At 44.9% G+C, this 19,029-nt stretch carries 17 protein-coding genes; 2 read left to right on the top strand and 15 right to left on the bottom strand.

Going from position 1 to position 19,029, the window contains the following annotated elements:
• Positions 1 to 89: 89 nt before the first annotated feature.
• The gene (locus MHI16_RS03600) at positions 90 to 1,832 is read right to left on the bottom strand and encodes an adenine deaminase C-terminal domain-containing protein (protein WP_061407002.1); all 1,743 of its coding nucleotides are present in this window, start codon (positions 1,830 to 1,832) and stop codon (positions 90 to 92) included.
• Between the two features lie 124 nt (positions 1,833 to 1,956).
• Here MHI16_RS03600 and MHI16_RS03595 point away from each other — a divergent pair, with 124 nt between their 5' ends.
• Positions 1,957 to 2,178: a DUF2892 domain-containing protein gene (locus MHI16_RS03595; RefSeq protein ID WP_058015517.1), complete on the top strand. Its 222-nt coding sequence runs from the start codon at positions 1,957 to 1,959 to the stop codon at positions 2,176 to 2,178.
• Between the two features lie 31 nt (positions 2,179 to 2,209).
• Here MHI16_RS03595 and MHI16_RS03590 read toward each other — a convergent pair whose 3' ends face one another.
• Genes MHI16_RS03590 through MHI16_RS03575 form a run of 4 tightly spaced genes read right to left on the bottom strand, consistent with a single transcriptional unit; the run spans position 2,210 to position 6,194 of the window.
• Entirely contained in the window at positions 2,210 to 3,475 is a 1,266-nt protein-coding gene (locus MHI16_RS03590; protein WP_058015518.1) for a peptidase, read from the bottom strand.
• Between the two features lie 14 nt (positions 3,476 to 3,489).
• Positions 3,490 to 4,155 carry a 3-oxoacid CoA-transferase subunit B gene (locus MHI16_RS03585; protein WP_058015519.1) on the bottom strand — a complete coding sequence of 222 codons (666 nt, stop codon included), beginning with the start codon at positions 4,153 to 4,155 and terminating at the stop codon, positions 3,490 to 3,492.
• A complete protein-coding gene (locus MHI16_RS03580) occupies positions 4,131 to 4,817 on the bottom strand; it encodes a CoA transferase subunit A (protein WP_081042348.1) in 687 nt (228 codons plus the stop codon). Before MHI16_RS03580 ends, MHI16_RS03585 begins: the two co-directional genes overlap by 25 nt.
• Positions 4,818 to 4,829: 12 nt before the next feature.
• Entirely contained in the window at positions 4,830 to 6,194 is a 1,365-nt protein-coding gene (locus tag MHI16_RS03575; protein WP_268467446.1) for an aspartate aminotransferase family protein, read from the bottom strand.
• Between the two features lie 190 nt (positions 6,195 to 6,384).
• Between MHI16_RS03575 and MHI16_RS03570 the strand changes: the two genes are divergently transcribed.
• Positions 6,385 to 8,043 (top strand): PucR family transcriptional regulator, encoded by a 1,659-nt coding sequence (locus tag MHI16_RS03570; RefSeq protein ID WP_058015522.1) that lies wholly within the window; start codon positions 6,385 to 6,387, stop codon positions 8,041 to 8,043.
• On the opposite strand, the gene ablB is transcribed toward MHI16_RS03570, so the two are convergent.
• The 10 genes from ablB to purC all read right to left on the bottom strand — a co-directional run bounded on the left by ablB (position 8,038) and on the right by purC (position 19,029).
• Positions 8,038 to 8,883: a putative beta-lysine N-acetyltransferase gene (ablB, locus tag MHI16_RS03565; protein WP_342498091.1), complete on the bottom strand. Its 846-nt coding sequence runs from the start codon at positions 8,881 to 8,883 to the stop codon at positions 8,038 to 8,040. The two genes, MHI16_RS03570 and ablB, sit on opposite strands and share 6 nt — an antisense overlap.
• Before the next feature lie 332 nt (positions 8,884 to 9,215).
• Entirely contained in the window at positions 9,216 to 10,490 is a 1,275-nt protein-coding gene (gene purD, locus MHI16_RS03560; RefSeq protein ID WP_058015525.1) for a phosphoribosylamine--glycine ligase, read from the bottom strand.
• A 12-nt stretch (positions 10,491 to 10,502) separates the two neighbouring features.
• A complete protein-coding gene (gene purH, locus MHI16_RS03555; RefSeq protein WP_342498090.1) occupies positions 10,503 to 12,041 on the bottom strand; it encodes a bifunctional phosphoribosylaminoimidazolecarboxamide formyltransferase/IMP cyclohydrolase in 1,539 nt (512 codons plus the stop codon).
• A gap of 15 nt (positions 12,042 to 12,056) precedes the next feature.
• Positions 12,057 to 12,626 carry a phosphoribosylglycinamide formyltransferase gene (purN, locus tag MHI16_RS03550; protein ID WP_058015527.1) on the bottom strand — a complete coding sequence of 190 codons (570 nt, stop codon included), beginning with the start codon at positions 12,624 to 12,626 and terminating at the stop codon, positions 12,057 to 12,059.
• Entirely contained in the window at positions 12,623 to 13,663 is a 1,041-nt protein-coding gene (purM, locus tag MHI16_RS03545; RefSeq protein WP_061406996.1) for a phosphoribosylformylglycinamidine cyclo-ligase, read from the bottom strand. Before purM ends, purN begins: the two co-directional genes overlap by 4 nt.
• A gap of 95 nt (positions 13,664 to 13,758) precedes the next feature.
• Positions 13,759 to 15,189: an amidophosphoribosyltransferase gene (gene purF / locus MHI16_RS03540; protein ID WP_058015529.1), complete on the bottom strand. Its 1,431-nt coding sequence runs from the start codon at positions 15,187 to 15,189 to the stop codon at positions 13,759 to 13,761.
• Positions 15,165 to 17,396, bottom strand: coding sequence for a phosphoribosylformylglycinamidine synthase subunit PurL (purL, locus tag MHI16_RS03535; RefSeq protein ID WP_268467451.1), 2,232 nt, complete (start codon positions 17,394 to 17,396; stop codon positions 15,165 to 15,167). Before purL ends, purF begins: the two co-directional genes overlap by 25 nt.
• A complete protein-coding gene (gene purQ / locus MHI16_RS03530) occupies positions 17,380 to 18,063 on the bottom strand; it encodes a phosphoribosylformylglycinamidine synthase subunit PurQ (RefSeq protein ID WP_058015531.1) in 684 nt (227 codons plus the stop codon). The genes purL and purQ overlap by 17 nt, the downstream gene beginning before the upstream one ends.
• Positions 18,060 to 18,314, bottom strand: coding sequence for a phosphoribosylformylglycinamidine synthase subunit PurS (gene purS, locus MHI16_RS03525; protein WP_003214349.1), 255 nt, complete (start codon positions 18,312 to 18,314; stop codon positions 18,060 to 18,062). The genes purQ and purS overlap by 4 nt, the downstream gene beginning before the upstream one ends.
• The gene (gene purC / locus MHI16_RS03520; protein ID WP_268467453.1) at positions 18,307 to 19,029 is read right to left on the bottom strand and encodes a phosphoribosylaminoimidazolesuccinocarboxamide synthase; all 723 of its coding nucleotides are present in this window, start codon (positions 19,027 to 19,029) and stop codon (positions 18,307 to 18,309) included. The genes purS and purC overlap by 8 nt, the downstream gene beginning before the upstream one ends.

Here is a 19,029-nt window from a genome sequence, read left to right as displayed (position 1 = left end):
ATGCCAGTGAAGAGATCCACTGCTCACGTCTGACCTATAACAGCTGTCAGAAATGTGGCAAAGATGATACAGCTCCACTCTGTTATATTTTAACGCATTATAGACGGAAAGAGTACAGTTTTTTTCATGACATCAAATATTCCTCTTGGTGTCACTCGAATATACGGTAAATGTGTACTTTGGAAAAAGACAAGTGTATCAATTGGGCAATCAAACGGATAGCCTCGCTCAATGAGCAGCTCGCGTAAGGTTTGTATCTGCTGAAGAACAGTCTCAAACGGTTCAGCAGATGCACAGCCTGATAATTGCAGCGGAATTTCGTGCAAAATTTTCCCGTTCTCTGTGAGGACGATCCCCCCGCCGATTTCTTTCATTCGCTTATGTGCCAGCATCATATCTTCTTTATTTTTCCCGATCACCAAAATGTCACCCGTGAGCGAAAATGAGCTGACAAACCCTTGCACTTTGTTTGCAAACCCTTTGAGCATCGTATTCACACGCCACTCGCCTTTTCGGTCAATCAGGCTAAAGAAACTTTGATCATGATCACATGACAGCTGATTCACAGAGTTATCAATCTCCACTGTATAAGGCTCCATGATGACTGCATTTCTCATTTTGACACCTAGCGGCATGGAAAATTGCAAATCACTCGACGTTAGATCGTAGCCTAGATCTAATGGAACAAGCCCGCCATTTTCCCATTTTGTTTCATGAAATTGATGCTGGTTCTCGCCATCTAATTTGAGGATAACCCCTTTAGATATGACCGTTTCAGGATTTGGATTCATTGGATCATCTAACACATTCAAAGAAGCCAATCGGCCAGGACCGACAACACCTAATAGGTCATCAATTTGATAGTATTTCGCAATGTTAAAGGTCGCCATATTGTATGCATCGATGATAGGCACGCCTTCTTCAAGGGCAATTGAAATCAAACGATTAATCATACCCTCCTCATAAAAATGAGGCGCTGCTCCATCTGTTGTATAGAAGAAGTGATCATAGTGTCTAAAATCACGCTCGTGCAGCTCTCTTAGAATGTTCACTAAATCTGGGCGGATGGAAGAATGACGAAGTGAGACATGGTAGCCAAGGGACAAGCGTTTTAGCACATCGTCTGCATTCATCGCTTCATGATCGCTGTCCGCGCCAAACAGCTTCATTTTTGTTAGCGTTTTCTCAGAAGCTCCGGGGAAATGCCCTTCAATTCGTTTCCGCTGCTTCTTCGTTTCTTGCATGCAATATAAAATGAGATCATCACCGTCCATCAATCTTGGCCAGCTTGTTAATTCGCCGCCTTGAAGAACGTCAGGATGATCAATCCATTCCTTGCGATAGTTGATAGGAAGCATCTCATCTTCATATCTGACCTCGGTTTGAAGATCGTATCTAGACCACCAGAAATACTGAAATGGCTGCTGTTTTAATTCACATAGAGTGGAAAGCGCTTTCTTTTCATTGCTCTGCAAAAGAAGAAATAAGTTATCACTGACCATTGTTGTTGTGCCAAATTGAGACACATATTCTGCAAGTGATTGGGGATTATAAATATGGAACGGATGCGCGTGAGGCTCTATATACCCAGGCACAATGTATTTCCCTTCACAATCAATCACACGTTTAGCTGATTTATTTTGAGGAAGCTCTGCTCCGACATAAACAATTCGATCATCATGTATCCAAATATTTGCCTTCACCCATTGTTTTAAAAACGGGTTTAGCACGAGTCCATTCGTTAAAAGGAGTGTTGGAACTATTTTTGAGTCGACTACATCGATTTGTGTGCGGATGTCATTGTTTCTCCAATTAAAAGTACGTTCGGACATTCACATACTCTCCTTCATTTGTATTAGCCCTATCGTAACATAACGAACCACGTTACGCATTAATGAAACGTTACAATTTCTTGAAATCACACTTAAAATATTTAAAAAAGGAGATTTACCTTCAATGAAACCTAATCTCGGCTTAATGGAAGCGCTCATTCGAATTGCCTGTGGAATGACAATATGTACTGTGGCTGGTTCTTTATATGCTAGAAAACCATGGAGTAACATGCTGCTTTTCAGCATCATGTGCGGCGGGATGAAACTGGCATCTGGTATTCTTCGCTTTTGCCCAGTGACGTATATGTGTGAGCAGCAGGACACACATAAAGAGAAGGCTGATTGAAACAGCCTTCTTTTTTGTGATCGTTTTTATATCACTCCGCTGCTTCACACCATTCCACCATCGTACCTGCGATAATTTCTGCGGCTTCAATAACATGCTCAATGTCGATGGATTCATTCGGAAAATGGGCAAGCTCCGTTGTTCCAGGTCCAAATACGATGATCGGGATACCTGCCGCCTGTGACAGTAATCCGCCGTCTGTTCCCCAAGGAGCGGCTTCGATCTTTGGCGGCTCCTTCTTGACCGCTTCATATTGTTCCTTCAATAGATCTAAAAGTGGATGGTCAGTATCAATTGAGCCTGGAAGCCATCTTGCACCAAACCATTCGACCTCGACAGGATGCTCTTTGAACCATTCATCCTTTTCCCCAAGTCCCATCATCCAATTTTCTAATTCCTTCTCTGCCTGCTCAACCGTCTCCCCTGGCATCACACCAAGTCTGCCCTCCATTGTGACCAGATCCGCTACAGAGGACGGCCAGTCACCGCCTTGAATTTTCCCTATGTTGATAGGGATTGGAATCGGGATATGCTGAAATAACGGCTCGGTGATGCGCTGATTTCGTTCTTCTTCAAGTGCTGCTATATGCGAAAGAACGATCATACTTTTTTCAATAGCGGAAACGCCGTGATATCTTGTTCCTCCATGAGCTGCCCTTCCTTTAATATGCAGTCTGAACCACTTAGATCCCTGCTGAATCGGAAAGATTTTCATATGACTTGGTTCTGGAATGATGGCCGCATCTGCTGTATACCCTCTCAGTATGGCTGCAAGGGTGCCTGCACCGCCGCTCTCTTCTTCGACGACACTATGAAACACGACATCTCCTTTCAGCGGAATCTGGAGCGCATGCAGTGCTTCTAGTGCAAAGAGTAAAGAAACGTTTCCGCCTTTCATATCTGTTGCCCCGCGTCCATAAAGTCTCCCGTTTATGATATGCCCGCTGTAGGGTGGATATGTCCATTGTTTCGTATCTCCTGCTGGCACAACATCGACGTGCCCATTTAGTAAAATGGATTTGCCGCCCCCTTTTCCCTTCAATCGTCCGGCGACATTGGGACTTTCTTTAAAGGAACGCCTCGGGGAATAGAAATACGGATGTTCGAGCAGGTCTTCTCCGCCAATGTCCCATACATCTACATCAAAACCAATGGCGGACAGCTTATTTGCTACGATTTGCTGCACACCTTGTTCTTTTCCTTGTGTGCTCTCACATTGCACCATTTGCTGAAGAAGCGCAATCGCTTCATCTTGGTGCTCTCTCATCCAGCTTCTGATACGTGTGATTGGCTGCAAGTCATTCATCCTTTCTACACAACAGATTTGACATCAGGCGCTAAAATTAAAGGTGCCTCTGTCGCCCTTATGACATCTTCCGGCTGATACGGCGGCATGACTTCACGTAAAATGAGCAGCTGCGATTTGACCTCAATGACTGCCATATCCGTAATGATCAGATCCACACAAGACTTAGCAGTTAAAGGAAGTGTACAGGCAGATTTCACCTTTGATTCACCGTGTTTATCGAGGTGGCTCATCACTACCACAACCTTTTTCGCCTTCTGCGCAAGCTCAATCGCTCCGCCCATCCCAGGTACTCGTTTACCTGGCACAATCCAATTCGCAAGATCGCCCTGACTGCTTACTTCAAGTGCACCTAAAATGGTCATATCCAGCATGCCTTTTCGAATGATGCCAAAAGCAGACGTGCTGTCCATGTATGAGCCGCCTTTTGTTAACGTAATAGGAAAGCCGCCGGCATTGCACAAATTAGGATCTTCTTCCCCTTGTACTGGTGAGGCGCCTGCCCCCATAATGCCGTTTTCAGCATGAAGCCATACGTTGTAATGCGCTGGAATGTAATCAGCCGCAAGGGTTGGGATGCCGATCCCAAGATTGACGATCATGCCATCTTCAATTTCCTGCGCCGCCCGTCTGGCTATGCGGTGTCTTATATCGTTGTCTCCCATGCCCATGTCCAGTTCACTCCTTTTGATTGCACAATCTGGTTCACAAATACGCCTGGTGTCACGATTTCCTCTGGATGAAGACTACCTACAGGCACAATCTCTTCCACTTCCGCAATGGTCCAGTCTCCTGCCATCGCCACAATCGGGTTTGTATTCCGTGCACTTTTATCAAATATCAGATTTCCTGCTTCGTCTGCTTTGAGGGCATTCACAATGGCAATATCCGCTGTCAGCGCAGGCTCAAGGATATAGGTCTTTCCGTTTAACGGCACGAGCTGCTTCTCATCGAGATTGAGGCTATCCATGCCGACATCTGTCACAATGCCTGCCAAACCCATCCCGCCTGCTCGTATTTTTTCTGCTAGAATGCCCTGCGGGTAAAAATGAACGTCTAGTGTACCTGCCTGCATTTTCTGTCCGGCTATTGGATTTGAGCCAATATGAGAAGCAATGATCTTCTTGACTCTTCCTTCTGTGATCAGCCGGCCAACACCTATTTGCGGGAAGCCTGCATCGTTTCCGATCAATGTCAGATCTTTGATATTGGCTTCTAAAATGGCCTCGATCAATGATGGCGGCGACCCTACGCCGCCAAACCCGCCAAACATGATGGTCATTCCGTTCCTAAAATGCGTGATCACTTCATCTACATTCACTGTTTTGTTCATCATCTTTCCTCCCTACATCGCAGATGGGAAAAACCCCCTGTTGATGACTTCTTGTTCGACCTGCGTGATTGTCTGCTCAAATAATTGAATGAGTTCATCCATCCCCTGCTGCGTGATAGAAAGCGGCGGTGCAATCATGACCGCTGCACCTCCTACTCCATCCTCGCCAGCGCTTGCTGGGTATACGAGCAAGCCGTTTTGCTTGGCTGTCTCAACGACTAAATGCGTCATTTGAGCATGGGCAGGAAATGGGGTTTTCGATAAGCGGTCTGCGACAAACTCGATGCCAATGAGCAGTCCCTTTCCTCTCACATCTCCTATGATGAAATGGTTTGTTTGTAAATCCTTTAATGCATTCATTAAATAGCGGCCAGACAGATCCGCTCGTTCAGGAAGCTGATGTTTTTTCATATATCGAATAACAGCCAGTGAGACGGCTGCTGAAAGCGGATTGCCGCTATAGGTATGACCTGCCATCACAGATCCGGAACCGCTCAGAATCGGCGCGATGACATGATCTGCTGAGACGGCTGCCGCAATCGGCGAATAGCCAGCACTCATCCCTTTGCCGAGAACCATAATATCTGGAACAACTCCCCAATGCTCCATCGCAAACATTTTCCCAGTTCGTCCAAAGCCTGTCATGACTTCGTCTGCAATCATTAAAATATCGTTTTCCTCACAGACACGTTTCATTGCTTCAAAATATCCGTCTGGCGGTACTAGCGCCGCTCCCGATGCTCCGACAATCGGCTCTGCAATAAAAGCAGCAATCCTCTCTTTTCCTATACGCTGAATGACGGTATGAAATTCCTGGACATACCATTCAACCTGCTTGCCCTCTTCCTTCGGCAGCCATGAACGATAGCTATATGCCGGAGACAGCACTGGATTCTTTTCGAGCAATGGTTCAAAGCGCTCTCTCCTTGCAATATGTCCTGACATCGACAGTGCACCGAGGGTGATGCCGTGATAACTCATCCATCGTGAGATAATGTGATTCTTCTCAGCCTTTCCCTGCTCCTGCCAATGCTGAATAGCAATTTTCATAGCCGTTTCCGTTGCCTCTGAACCACTTCCGACAAAAAAAGACCAGTTCAGGTTACCTGGACAAAGCGTACTCAATTCATAAGCAAGTTCTTCTGCTGGTTCATTTGTGAATTGTGATCTGTACGTAAAGCTCACTTTTTCCGCTTGATCAGTCATGGCATCAATGATTTCACGTATGCCATGTCCAATACTTGCCGTGACAGCCCCCGATGAGCCATCTATATATTTTTTTCCATCCCGATCATATAAATATATTCCCTCTCCTTTCACAGCCACAGGATAATGCTGATTCAATATCGGTTTGATTAAGTAATCCCGAGTCTCCACTTTGCCATTCCTCCCTCTCTCGTCAGCAGCTGCCTCTTTCTTTTTCATGAATCGCAAGAAAATTTTGTATACTTGTTATAAGATTAGCTTAATCAAGAGGGCAGTCATCCTCCATTCGCCACATGCCCGAATTTCAGACGCATTTTTTATACATCGTGTATAAGAGTGTTCAAAAGGAGGTCATGAGCCTATGGCGATTCTCGTCAAAGATGCACTTTCGCTCGATATCATGAAGGGAACAAAGCTGCTTGCTGGAGAAAATGGACTGGACCGACTCATTGAGTGGGTGACCATCGTTGAAATTATCGAAGACACGTCGAGGCTTTCCGATGGAGAATTGCTCGTTACAACCGGATTCGGACTCGCGGACAATCAAGAAAGACGCGACCGGCTTGAGGAATTGATTCAATCTCAAAGGCTATCAGCCATCGCGATTTATAAAGGTGTGTACTTAAGCGACATTCCAGCATCACTCATTCAAGCGGCGAAAAACAGCGGCATTCCGCTCATTGAGATTCCGCCGCACATCAACTTCTCAGATATTACAAAAGCCGTCTTAGAACAAATCGTGAGTAGTCAGCTTCATCAGCTTAAATATTCATCCGCGATTCATCAAAGACTGACCCAATTAAATGTAAGGAATAAAAATGTAACGCAAATTACAGAGGAACTGGCACATCTCACTGCAGCGAACATTGTCGTTCTTGATGTCTTTTTACATCAAACAGCGGCTCATCTCATCAAAGATGAAGTGACATACTCTCCTGCTTTTGGCTTTCTGACAGATCATGAACCAATTGATACCATGCCCCTTCTCAAGCAGGCAGAGGAGAAAGGGCGGCTCGTCTATGACACGTGCGGAGCGTTCGTCCTCGCCGCATGTCCGGTGATTGCGATGGGTGATATTTTTGGGTTTATTGTGTCTTTAAAGAAAAAGGATACGTGGCATCATCTCGACGCGATTGCCATCGAGCATGCCGGGGCAGTGTATGCGATTGAATGGTTGAAGCAAAAAGCCATTCAAGATACAGAAAACCAAATGCAAGGACATTTGTTAGATGATATTTTGCAGCAGCAATATACAGAAGAAAGCTACGTGGTCGAACAAGCAACAAAGCTGCAATATGATATGAGCGATGAGCAGGTGGTGATCTACTTTCAATTCCAGCATCAGCACACACAGCTCGATCACCAAATGATGCAGCGTCTATCGCAATTACTCACTTCGATCTTTGAACGCAGACATATTCCTTTTTTGCTAAAGACAAGGCTCGATTCCATTTTTGTCCTAACACCAGCAGGAAAAAAAGCGTTTCAAGAAGCGGAGTGGTATCGCGCAGCAGAGGAATGCCGGAGCACTTGGTCTTATTTTTTCCCCGTCCATCCGATTGTCATTGGTATCGGAAGAGCCTATGACCAGATCAGTCTCTTTGCAAAAAGCGCGAAGGAAGCCCAGTATGCAGCTAGGCTTCTTCCGCTTTTAAAAACAGACGAGAGCATCATTCATTATCAAAAGCTCGGCTTATATGGGATGCTTCTTGAAATGAATGAAGCGGGTATGAATTTGCATGATTTTTACGTGGAGCTGCTAAGTCCGTTGCTATATACGAAAAAACAAGGGGCTGACCTGATTCATACACTCGAAGTGTATTTGGCGCACAATGAAAATATTCAAAAATCTGCGGGAGAATTATTTATTCATAGACATACGTTAAGCTACCGGCTGAAACAAATTGAAACGAGAACAGGCTGCAGCCTCAAATCCACTGATGATCGGATGAAGCTGCAGCTTAGTATCATGGCTTACCGCCTATCTGGTCTGCTTGATCAGATGAGAACCATTTCATGATTCATTTGGCGTTTTAACCCATAGATTCATATCTTCAATTTTGTCAAAAATATAGCAGTTGTTTTGGAAGCGCCCGGTATACGTATAACCAAGCTGATAAAACACTTGATTCATTCCATAGGACAAAGCACGGGCAAGAGAATAAAAGACATAGATATGCATCGACCGGAGTTCTTTTTCAAGGGCTAGAATCAAATGATGCATGAATCCTAGTTTTCTATATGAAGGAAGGGTCGCACAGTCTGTTAATTCTGCATGACCATACGGCGCATTGATCTCAGCGGATGCTGCACTCACAATGTGTCCGTCATGTTCAACAACATAAAAAATGGTCCCTTCCTCCATTACCTTTTGAATATAATCTGACTCGTTCATTGGCGTAGGGTACGTTTCAAAGACGGTATCATAGAGCTTTGCCAGCTTGTGAATATCCTTTGGATCGGCTTTTCTCATCACATACTCATCCTGCCATGTGCCTTGGTCTTTTTTGATTACTTTTGCTTGAATGGATGCGACGATCTCATCTTCCTGCAGCCAATACGAACTGTTCATTCGATCCTCAGTGAGAAAAAGCGACATACCGTAAGCGTCACTTCCAAGGAAATAATGAGAAAACACCCCTTCAAGCCGAAAGCCTTTTTCTAAAAAAAGCGGCACATGCTCACGTCTTACTTTCACAATAACCTTAGAAGCCTTACAGTCCGTCGCTTCCTTTAGAACCGACTGAATCACATCCCGCACCCTGCCGCTGTAGTCATCCAAACGGATTCGCTCATTAAATGAATCAATACAGATCGAGGCAGAAAAACGCTCGTTCGCAAGTTCCTTCAATTGCACCATACACTCATTCCTCTCTAATGAATTAGTTAATAAAGAATGTCCAAATTAGAAATGACGAAATAGCGATGCCAGAAAAAATTGAAAGTATCATATATAACTAATGGCTGAAGCTTTTTTCATTTTATTGTGCTTAATGGCAATCAACATGATGTTATTTATAGTTATGAGAAATAAAATAAGTATGACGATTGCAAAGATAATAAATGCTTTGATTTCCATGTTTCCTCCCAATATCTATTCGTGATCCCATACTACTTCTTCATATTCAATCGGCATCCCTTCTCATGAACAAAAAACACCTTTCCATCTCATCAGATAGAAAGGTGTTTTGATTAAACGGATTTTCCCGCAGCCTTCAGCGCACGGGCGCCAATGTCACGGCGATAAAATAGACCTGGTTGAATGATTTCTTCAACCGCTTCATACACTCTTGATCTTGCCGCTTCAAATGTGTCGTCAAATGCGGTCACATTTGCTACACGGCCGCCATTTGTGACGAATTGATCGTTTTCTTTTTTTGTTCCTGCATGGAAGGTCACGACATCAGACACCGTCGTTTGCAAAGCGCCGATTGGCGTACCTTTTGCGTAGTCCTCAGGGTATCCTTCTGAAGCAAGAACCACACTCACAGCGGCAGTGTCTTTCCACTGTAAGTCCACATCTTTTCCGTCTAGAATATCGAGGAAAACTTGAACTAGATCTGATTCAAGACGAGGAAGAACCACCTGCGTTTCAGGATCGCCAAAGCGTGCGTTGAACTCAATGACTTTTGAGCCTTCTGGTGTCAGCATTAAGCCTGCATATAAAATGCCTGTAAACGGACGCTCTTCCTGCACCATGGCGCGAGCCGCCGGTTTGACGACATCTTCCACCGCTTTTTGGACGACTTCATCTGAAATTTGCGGAACTGGTGAATAAGCGCCCATCCCGCCAGTATTCGGTCCTTTGTCATCTTCAAATGCACGTTTGTGATCTTGCGCGATCACCATTGGGTACACCTTTTCTCCATTGACAAAGGCCATCAATGAAAATTCCTCACCTGTTAAAAATTCCTCGATGACGACAGATGCACTCGCATCGCCAAACTTTTCATCCTCTAAAAAGTCATGCAGACAGCTGATCGCCTCTTCAAGTGTCATTGCGACTGTCACGCCTTTTCCTGCTGCGAGACCATCGGCTTTAATGACAATCGGCGCACCCTTTTCTTCCACATATGCCTTCGCTTTTTCAAACGATGTGAAGGTCGCATAAGCGGCGGTTGGGATCTCATAATTTTTCATTAAGTCTTTTGCAAATTCCTTTGAGCCTTCAATGACTGCGGCTTTTGCATTTGGACCAAATACCTTTAGACCTGCCTCTTCAAATGCATCGACGACACCTGCAATTAAAGGAACCTCTGGACCGACAATCGTTAAACCGATTTCATTGTCTTTTGCAAAACGAATTAATGCCTCATGATCACCTTCGTCGATTGGGACAAGCTTCGCAGCATCTGTCATTCCATCATTGCCGGGTGCGACAAATACTTGGCTGACAAGTTCACTTTGGTTCACTTTCCATGCGATGGTATGCTCTCTTCCGCCTCTGCCGATAATTAATACGTTCACACTGTCATCCCCTTAATGTTTGAAATGTCTAACGCCAGTGAAGACCATGGCGATGCCGTATTCATCTGCTTTTTGGATTGATTCTTCATCACGAATGGAACCACCTGGCTGGATGATCGCTGTGACGCCTGCCTTTGCAGCAGCTTCCACTGTATCGCCCATTGGGAAGAACGCATCAGAGCCTAGTGCGCTTCCTTTCGCTTTTTCACCTGCTTGCTCAATCGCAATATTTGCTGAGCCGACGCGGTTCATCTGACCAGCGCCGATGCCTGCTGTCATTTGATCTTTAGCGAGAACAATCGCATTTGATTTCACATGCTTGACGACTTTCCATGCAAGCTTTAAGTCTTTCCATTCGTCTTCTGTAGGTTCTCTTTTCGTTGGAATAGAGATCGTTGCTTCCTCTAAGCCATACGTATCAATATCCTGCACAAGCAGTCCGCCATGAACACTTGTCATCTGCTTTTCTTTTTTCCCAAGATCTGCTTCTACATCTAATGTTAATAGACGAAGGTTCTTTTTCGCTGTTAACACGTCAAGCGCTTCTTGGCTAAACGATGGAGCGATGACGATTTCTAAGAAAATCGTATGCAGCACCTCGGCCGTTTGCTTGTCTACTTCACGGTTAAGCGCCACAATGCCGCCAAAAATAGAAGTTTCGTCTGCTTTGAATGCTCGGTCAAATGCTTCTGCAATCGTTTCTCCTGTACCAACGCCACACGGGTTCATATGCTTCACAGCAACAGCCGCTGGCTCCGTAAATTCACGTACGATTTGAAGAGCTGCATCTGCGTCTTTAATGTTGTTGTAGGAAAGTTCTTTTCCATGTAATTGCGTTGCAGTAGCTAAAGAACCTTTGCTTGGAAGAGCATTTTCATAGAAAGTCGCCGCTTGGTGCGGGTTTTCTCCATAACGAAGGGATTGTTTTTTCTCAAACGTGACGGTGAACTGCTCTGGCTCTGTTTCGCCAACAAAATTCGTTAAATAATCCGCAATGAGGGCATCGTAAGCAGCTGTATGACGGAATACCTTCGCCGCAAGCTCACGTTTTTTCTCAAGTGACACGCCGCCTTCTTTGATTTGCTGAACGACTGTATCATAATCACGAGGGTCGACAATCACTGTGACGTCTTGGTGGTTTTTCGATGCCGCACGAAGCATTCCCGGTCCGCCAATATCAATGTTTTCAATGGCTTCTTCATACGTTACATCGTCTTTTGAGATCGTCTCTTTGAAAGGATAGAGATTCACGACAACAAGATCAATCGGCTGAATGCCATGCTTTTCAATCTGTGCCATATGCTCATCGTTTTCTCTCACTGCCAATAATCCACCATGAATGTTCGGATGGAGCGTTTTGAGTCGTCCGTCCATGATTTCAGGGAATCCAGTGACTTCAGAAATCCCAATGACATCAATGCCATTCTCTTGAAGAAGCTTATGAGTACCTCCAGTTGAAATGACTTCAACACCAAGTTCTGTTAATTCTTTCACAAAAGGTACAAGATTCGTTTTATCGGAAACACTGATTAATGCGCGTTTGATCGTCATGCCTTCGTCACCTCATTAAGATAATTCTAAAAGTGATTTGATCACTTTTGGATATAGTGTGTGTTCTAGTTCATGCATTCTTTTTTCAATTGATTCAAGCTCTTCGCCTTGTTCAATATAAATCGCGGCTTGGTCAATAATCGGACCTGTATCCATCCCTTCATCGACAAAATGGACAGTGATGCCCGCCACTTTGACGCCTGCTTGATAGGCTTGTCCGATGGCATCAAGACCTGGAAAGGCTGGCAGCAAGGATGGGTGGATATTCACGATTTTCCCTCTGTATGCTTCAAGTAATGTCGGACCGATCAGTCTCATGTACCCCGCAAGGAAAACCCATTCTACTTCATGAAGCCTCAGTTGGTCGATGATCGTTTGTTCAAAAGCGGCTTTATTTGGAAAAGCCTTCGGGGTAAAAGCAAAGGAGGGAATGCCTTCTTTCTCAGCACGCTCCAGCACCTTTGCACCCGGTTTATCACAAATCACAATGGCGGCCTCAGCCTGCCACTTTTCTTCTTTTAACGTATCTATAATGGCTTGAAAGTTCGTCCCGCTTCCAGAGGCGAAGATCGCAAACTTCTTCATGAGAGGCTTCCACCGCCGAATGTGACACCTTCTCCTTTTTGAACACGTCCGATGAGAAATGCTTTCTCTCCATCCTGTTCAAGCTCTCTAATCACATTAACAAGATCGTCCTCTTTTACAGCTAAGACAAAGCCAATGCCCATATTAAACACGTTGAACATCTCTTCTGCCTTTAACTGACCTTTTTCTTGAATAAAGGAAAAAATGGGTGGTACTGGCCATGAGCCGTTATCAATCTCAACGCCAAGACCTTCAGGCAGCATACGTGGTAAATTCTCAATAAAACCGCCGCCTGTTACATGTGCCATGCCGTCAACTTTGCCGGCTTTTACTTGTTTGAGAACGGGCTTCACATAAATTTTTGTCGGTTCAAGAAGCTCTTCACCGAGCGGTCTTGTAAAAGGTGCATACGTTTGATGCAGATCAAGACCAGCGTCTTCCAGCAAGACTTTACGAACGAGAGAGTATCCATTGCTATGAATTCCGCTTGAGCTGAGTCCAATAAGCAAATGTCCCTCTTTGATGCTGTTTCCTGTCACGATTTCGTCCTTTTCAACGACACCTACCGAAAAACCAGCAATATCATATTCTTCTTCTGTGTAAAGACCTGGCATTTCGGCTGTCTCACCGCCGACAAGTGCTGAACCAGACTGCTCACATCCGTCAGCCACACCTTTGACAATCGATTCAATTTTTACCGGATCTGCTTTTCCAACGGCTAAGTAATCTAAGAAAAAGAGCGGTTCTGCCCCCTGTGCAAGCACATCGTTGACACACATGGCCACGGCATCGACGCCGATCGTATCGTGTTTATTCATTAAAAAGGCAAGCTTTAATTTCGTTCCGACACCATCTGTTCCTGAAACAAGAACGGGCTTTTTGTATGGCAGCTCAGATAGATCAAACATACCGCCAAATCCACCTAGAGCGCCCATAACACCTGCTCGTTTTGTACGTTCAACATGTGTTTTCATTCGTTTGACGGCTTCGTACCCTGCTTCGATGTCGACACCGGCGTTTTTATATGCTTCTGACATCCCATTCACTCCTTTTAGCTGCTGCTTTCCATGTATTTTCGGCAGAATGAAAGAGCAGCATATCAACTCATCTTGACTGCTGCTCCTTTATTCGATTATTTCGTCAGGACCGTTTCCTTCACATGCGGAAGAACCGTATCTTCATATATTTCAGTCGGGTATTTCCCAGTAAAGCATGCCAAACACTGACCGCGCTGCGGATCATCATACTTCCTGCCAATCCCGTCCATTAAACCGTCTACAGATAAAAATGCAATGGAGTCTGCACCGATTTCCTGTCTAATTTCTTCCACTGAATGAGAAGAAGCAATCAGCTCTTCGTGTGTGGATGTATCAATTCCATAAAAACATGGATGTGCGATTGGCGGTGAACTAATACGTACATGGACTTCCGTCGCACCCGCTTCTCTTAGCATCGTGACAATTCTGCGACTTGTTGTCCCGCGTACGATGGAATCATCCACCATCACGACACGCTTTCCTTCGACTACACCGCGTACAGCAGACAGTTTCATCCGTACGCCCTGCTCACGCAATGCTTGAGACGGCTGGATAAATGTCCGGCCGACATAACGATTTTTAATCAATCCGAGCTCATACGGAATACCTGTTGCTTCGGCATATCCAATCGCTGCAGAAATACTGGAATCTGGTACACCTGTCACAACATCTGCTTCGACATGTGCTTCCTCAGCAAGCTTTTTGCCAAGATTCTTTCTCGCACTATGCACATTGATACCGTTAATATTGCTGTCAGGTCTTGAGAAATAAATGTATTCCATGCTGCACATGCTGCGGTTAATGTTCATCGAGAAGCGCTCAGATTTGAGGCCTTCATCATTAATAATCAGCATTTCGCCAGGCTCCACATCACGTAAATACGTGGCACCGACAACATCAAATGCACAAGTTTCAGAAGCGACAACATAAGCATCCCCAAGCATACCAAGTGAAAGCGGGCGTAAACCGTTCGGATCAAGCGCCACGATCATTTCTGTTTCCGTCATGATTAAGAAAGCATAGGCTCCCTTAAGCATGGACAGTGCATTTTTGATCTGCTCTTTTAATTCCATATGCCCACTGCGCTTAATTAAATGAGCCAGCACTTCGGTATCAGAAGAGGTCTGAAAAATACTCCCTTGGTTTTCTAGCTGCTGCTTTAACTGCGTTGCATTCACTAAGTTTCCATTATGAGCAAGGGCAAGGCTGCCATTGTTTTGCGAACGGAAGAAGAGGGGCTGCACATTTTCAAAGCCGCCTCCACCTGCTGTCGCATACCGAACGTGTCCAATCGCACCTTTTCCTTTCAAATCCTTTAGCTCACCGTTTTGAAAGACTTCCGTAATCAGTCCAAGGCCTTTGTGTGACGTCAGGTTCTCACCATCTGTTGCAATGATTCCCGCACCTTCTTGTCCTCGGTGCTGAAGGCTATGCAATCCGTAATATGTGATTTGCGGGGCTTCTTCGTGTCCCCAAACCCCAAAGACACCACACTCTTCATTTAAGCCTCTGATTTCAGCAAGCATGGGATCGCTCCTTTCCATGCACGTTCAAGCTCGTTGACCGCTGCATGAATCCATTGTTGTCCTTCTTGATTTTTGACAGTAAACACACCATCATTTGTCACCGTTCCGACTTCTTTCGCATCTTTGACAGCCGCGGCAAACGCTTCGCGGTGCTCCGGTTTCACTGTGACAACAAAACGTGACTGTGTTTCACTGAATAATGAAGCTTCGCTGTTTAAATCGATTTGGATATCTGCACCAAGTCCGTCAGTTCCAAATGTACTTTCAGCAAGTGCTACACCAAGTCCACCTTCAGACACATCGTGTGCTGATTGAACGAGACCGTTTTGAATCGCGGCTAGCAGAGCTTCCTGACGCGCTAGCTCTACGTTCAAATCAATTTTTGGTGCTTTTCCGTAAATACGGCCTTCTGTCATCTTTTGAAGCTCACTGCCTGCAAATTCTTCTTTTGTCTCACCAATGACGAAAATCACATCGCCAGCCTGCTTGAACGATTGAGTCGTAATATGAGCAGTATCTTCAACCAAACCAACCATCCCAATAACTGGAGTTGGGTAAATCGCTGTTCCATTTGATTCGTTATATAAAGAGACGTTCCCACCGATTACTGGTGTGCTTAGCGTGCGGCAAGCTTCGCTAATCCCGTCAGCAGACTTTTCAATTTGCCAGAAAATTTCTGGTTTCTCTGGGTTACCGAAGTTTAGGTTATCTGTCACTGCTAGCGGACGAGCGCCTGAGCAGACAATGTTACGTGCTGCTTCTGCGACGGCGATTTTCCCGCCGACCTCTGGATCAAGGTAGAGATAGCGCGCGTTACAATCTGTTGTCATCGCTAGGGCTTTTTTCGTTCCGCGGATTCTTAAAACGCCAGCATCAGAGCCCGGTGCAACGACGGTATTTGTCCGAACCATGTAGTCATACTGATCATAGACCCATTCTTTACTTGCAATCGTTGGCTGCTGAAGGAGCTGCTTTAATGTCTGTGCTGCATCTGTGATCGCTGGAGCTTCCACTTTTGTTTCTAAAAACTCACGATAGTATGCAGGCTCACTTGACGGCTTATGATAAACCGGTGCTTCTTCTGCAAGAGCGTCAACAGGAAGCTCACACACCACTTCACCTTGATGGAGTAAACGAAGCATTTTATCGTCTGTCACATGACCGACTGATACCGCTTCAAGATCGTATTTTTCGAAAATATCAATGATTTCTTGCTCACGGCCTTTTTCAATGACTAGAAGCATTCTCTCTTGTGATTCAGACAGCATCATTTCGTATGCGGACATGCCTGTTTCACGCTGCGGAATGAGGTCTAAATTCATCTCAATCCCAGATCCTGCTTTACTCGCCATTTCCGCACTTGAGCTTGTTAAGCCAGCCGCTCCCATATCTTGAATTCCAACGAGCGCATCGTTTTTGATGACTTCAAGGCACGCTTCAAGCAAAAGTTTTTCCATGAATGGATCACCGACTTGAACCGCTGAACGTTTTTCTTCTGATTCATCAGAAAATTCTTCAGACGCAAATGTTGCACCGTGAATACCGTCACGTCCCGTTTTAGCACCAACATACATCACCGTGTTGCCGACACCTTTTGCCTGCCCTTTTTTGATGTCCTCATGATTGATTAAACCAACACACATCGCATTCACGAGCGGATTGCCTTCATAGCTTTGATCAAAATGAACTTCTCCGCCGACTGTAGGAATTCCGATACAGTTTCCATAGCCTGCGATCCCTGCCACTACTTCTTCAAACAAGTACTTCACGCGCGGTGAAGTCAGTTCACCAAAACGAAGAGAGTTTAGTACAGCAATTGGACGCGCACCCATGGAGAATACATCACGGATAATTCCGCCGACACCAGTAGCTGCTCCTTGATACGGTTCAATCGCAGATGGATGGTTATGTGATTCGATTTTAAATACAACCGCTTGGTTGTCTCCAATATCAACGATTCCAGCGCCTTCCCCTGGACCTTGAAGAACATGCTCTCCTTTTGTCGGGAATTTGCTTAAAACAGGCTTTGAGTTTTTATAACTGCAATGCTCTGACCACATGACAGAAAAAATACCCGTTTCTGTGTAGTTTGGCAGCCTGCCAATAATGGATTCGATTAAAGCGAATTCTTCATCACTCAATCCCATTTGCTGATACAATTTCTCTTCTTTAATTTGCTTGTTACTTGGTTCAAGCAGTAGTGACATGAGTGTCCCTCCAATTTTTCACGATAGATTGAAACAATTTAAGTCCGTCTGCGCTGCCTAGTAATGAATCCACCGCGCGCTCAGGGTGCGGCATCATGCCGAGTACATTGCCCTCTTCATTCGTAATACCTGCAATTCGATTGACACTGCCGTTAATATCGTCTCCGTAAGTGAAAGCGATTTGGTTATTTTCAATAAGCTTCGCTAAAGTGTCTTCATCACAGTAGAAGTTTCCTTCACCGTGCGCTACAGGAACCGAAATGGATTCGCCTTTTAGATAGCCGCTTGTAAATTGCGTTTCGTTGTTCTCTACAATGAGTTCAACTGGACGACAGATAAATTTTAAGTCTTTATTTCGTCTCATCGCACCTGGAAGAATGCCAAGCTCCTGAAGAATTTGGAACCCGTTACAAACACCAAGAACAGGCTTTCCTTCCGCAGCTGCTTTTTTCACCGCCGGCATGATGTTTGAAAAGCGAGCAATCGCACCGCATCTTAAGTAATCCCCATAAGAGAAACCGCCTGGTACGAGTACACCGTCAAATCCGTCTAGACTCGTTTCGTCGTGCCATACATATTCAACTTGTTCACCTAACTCATCTTGAATCGCATGGTACATATCGATATCACAGTTAGAGCCAGGCAAGACGATCACTGCAAACTTCACTGTGCGACAACCTCCTCCACCTCATAGCGGTAATCTTCAATCACCGTGTTGGCCAGTAATTTTTCGCACATTTCTTTGACGACTGTGTCTAAATCACGATCTGATTTTTCAATGACAAGCTCCATGTATTTTCCGATACGGACATCCTTTACTTCCTGATAAGACATGCTATGCAAGGCGTGCTGCACGGCACTTCCTTGTGGATCAAGAACACTCTCTTTTAAGCTGACAAAAATTTTCACTTTATACATGTTTATGGCCTCCAAGTCTTTTGAAAATTTCTTCGTATGCATTTGTTAAGCCGCCCAGGTTTCGTCTGAACACGTCTTTATCAAGCTTTTCGTTTGTATCTTTGTCCCAAAGCCTGCACGTATCAGGTGAAATCTCATCAGCTAGCAAAATACGATTCTCGTGATCTATTCCGAATTCAAGCTTGAAATCAATTAAATTCACATGGCAGTCTGAGAAGATTTGCTTTAACTCTTCATTGACTTGTCTTGTGATCTGTTTCATTTCCTCGACCTGCTCTGGTGTCGCTGCATGTAAAATGCGAATATGATCTTCTGTAATGAGCGGGTCGCCGAGTGCATCATCTTTGTAGTAAAACTCGATCAATGGTGTATCCAGTTTTGTTCCCTCTGGAATGCCAAGGCGCTTTGACATACTGCCTGCCACCACATTTCGCACAACCACTTCAAGCGGCACAATCTGTACCTTTTGAATGAGCTGCTCTGTTTCAGAAAGGCGTTTCACAAAGTGATTGTTGATCCCTTTCTCATGCAGCATTTGAAAGATTAAGCTTGAAATTTCGTTGTTCAGTCTGCCTTTGCCTTCGATTTCAGCTTTCTTTTCGCCGTTAAATGCTGTCGCTGAGTCTTTATATTCAACATATAAAATTTGCTCGTCATCGGTCTGATAGATTTTTTTCGCTTTGCCTTCGTAGAGAAGTTCTTGTTTCACAGTCAT

Origin of the sequence: Bacillus sp. FSL K6-0923 (assembly GCF_038630825.1) — a bacterium.
Lineage (GTDB): Bacteria > Bacillota > Bacilli > Bacillales > Bacillaceae > Bacillus > Bacillus pumilus.
The sequence above is the reverse complement of the archived record's forward strand: the minus strand, read 5'-3'. Positions and strand labels throughout refer to the sequence as shown.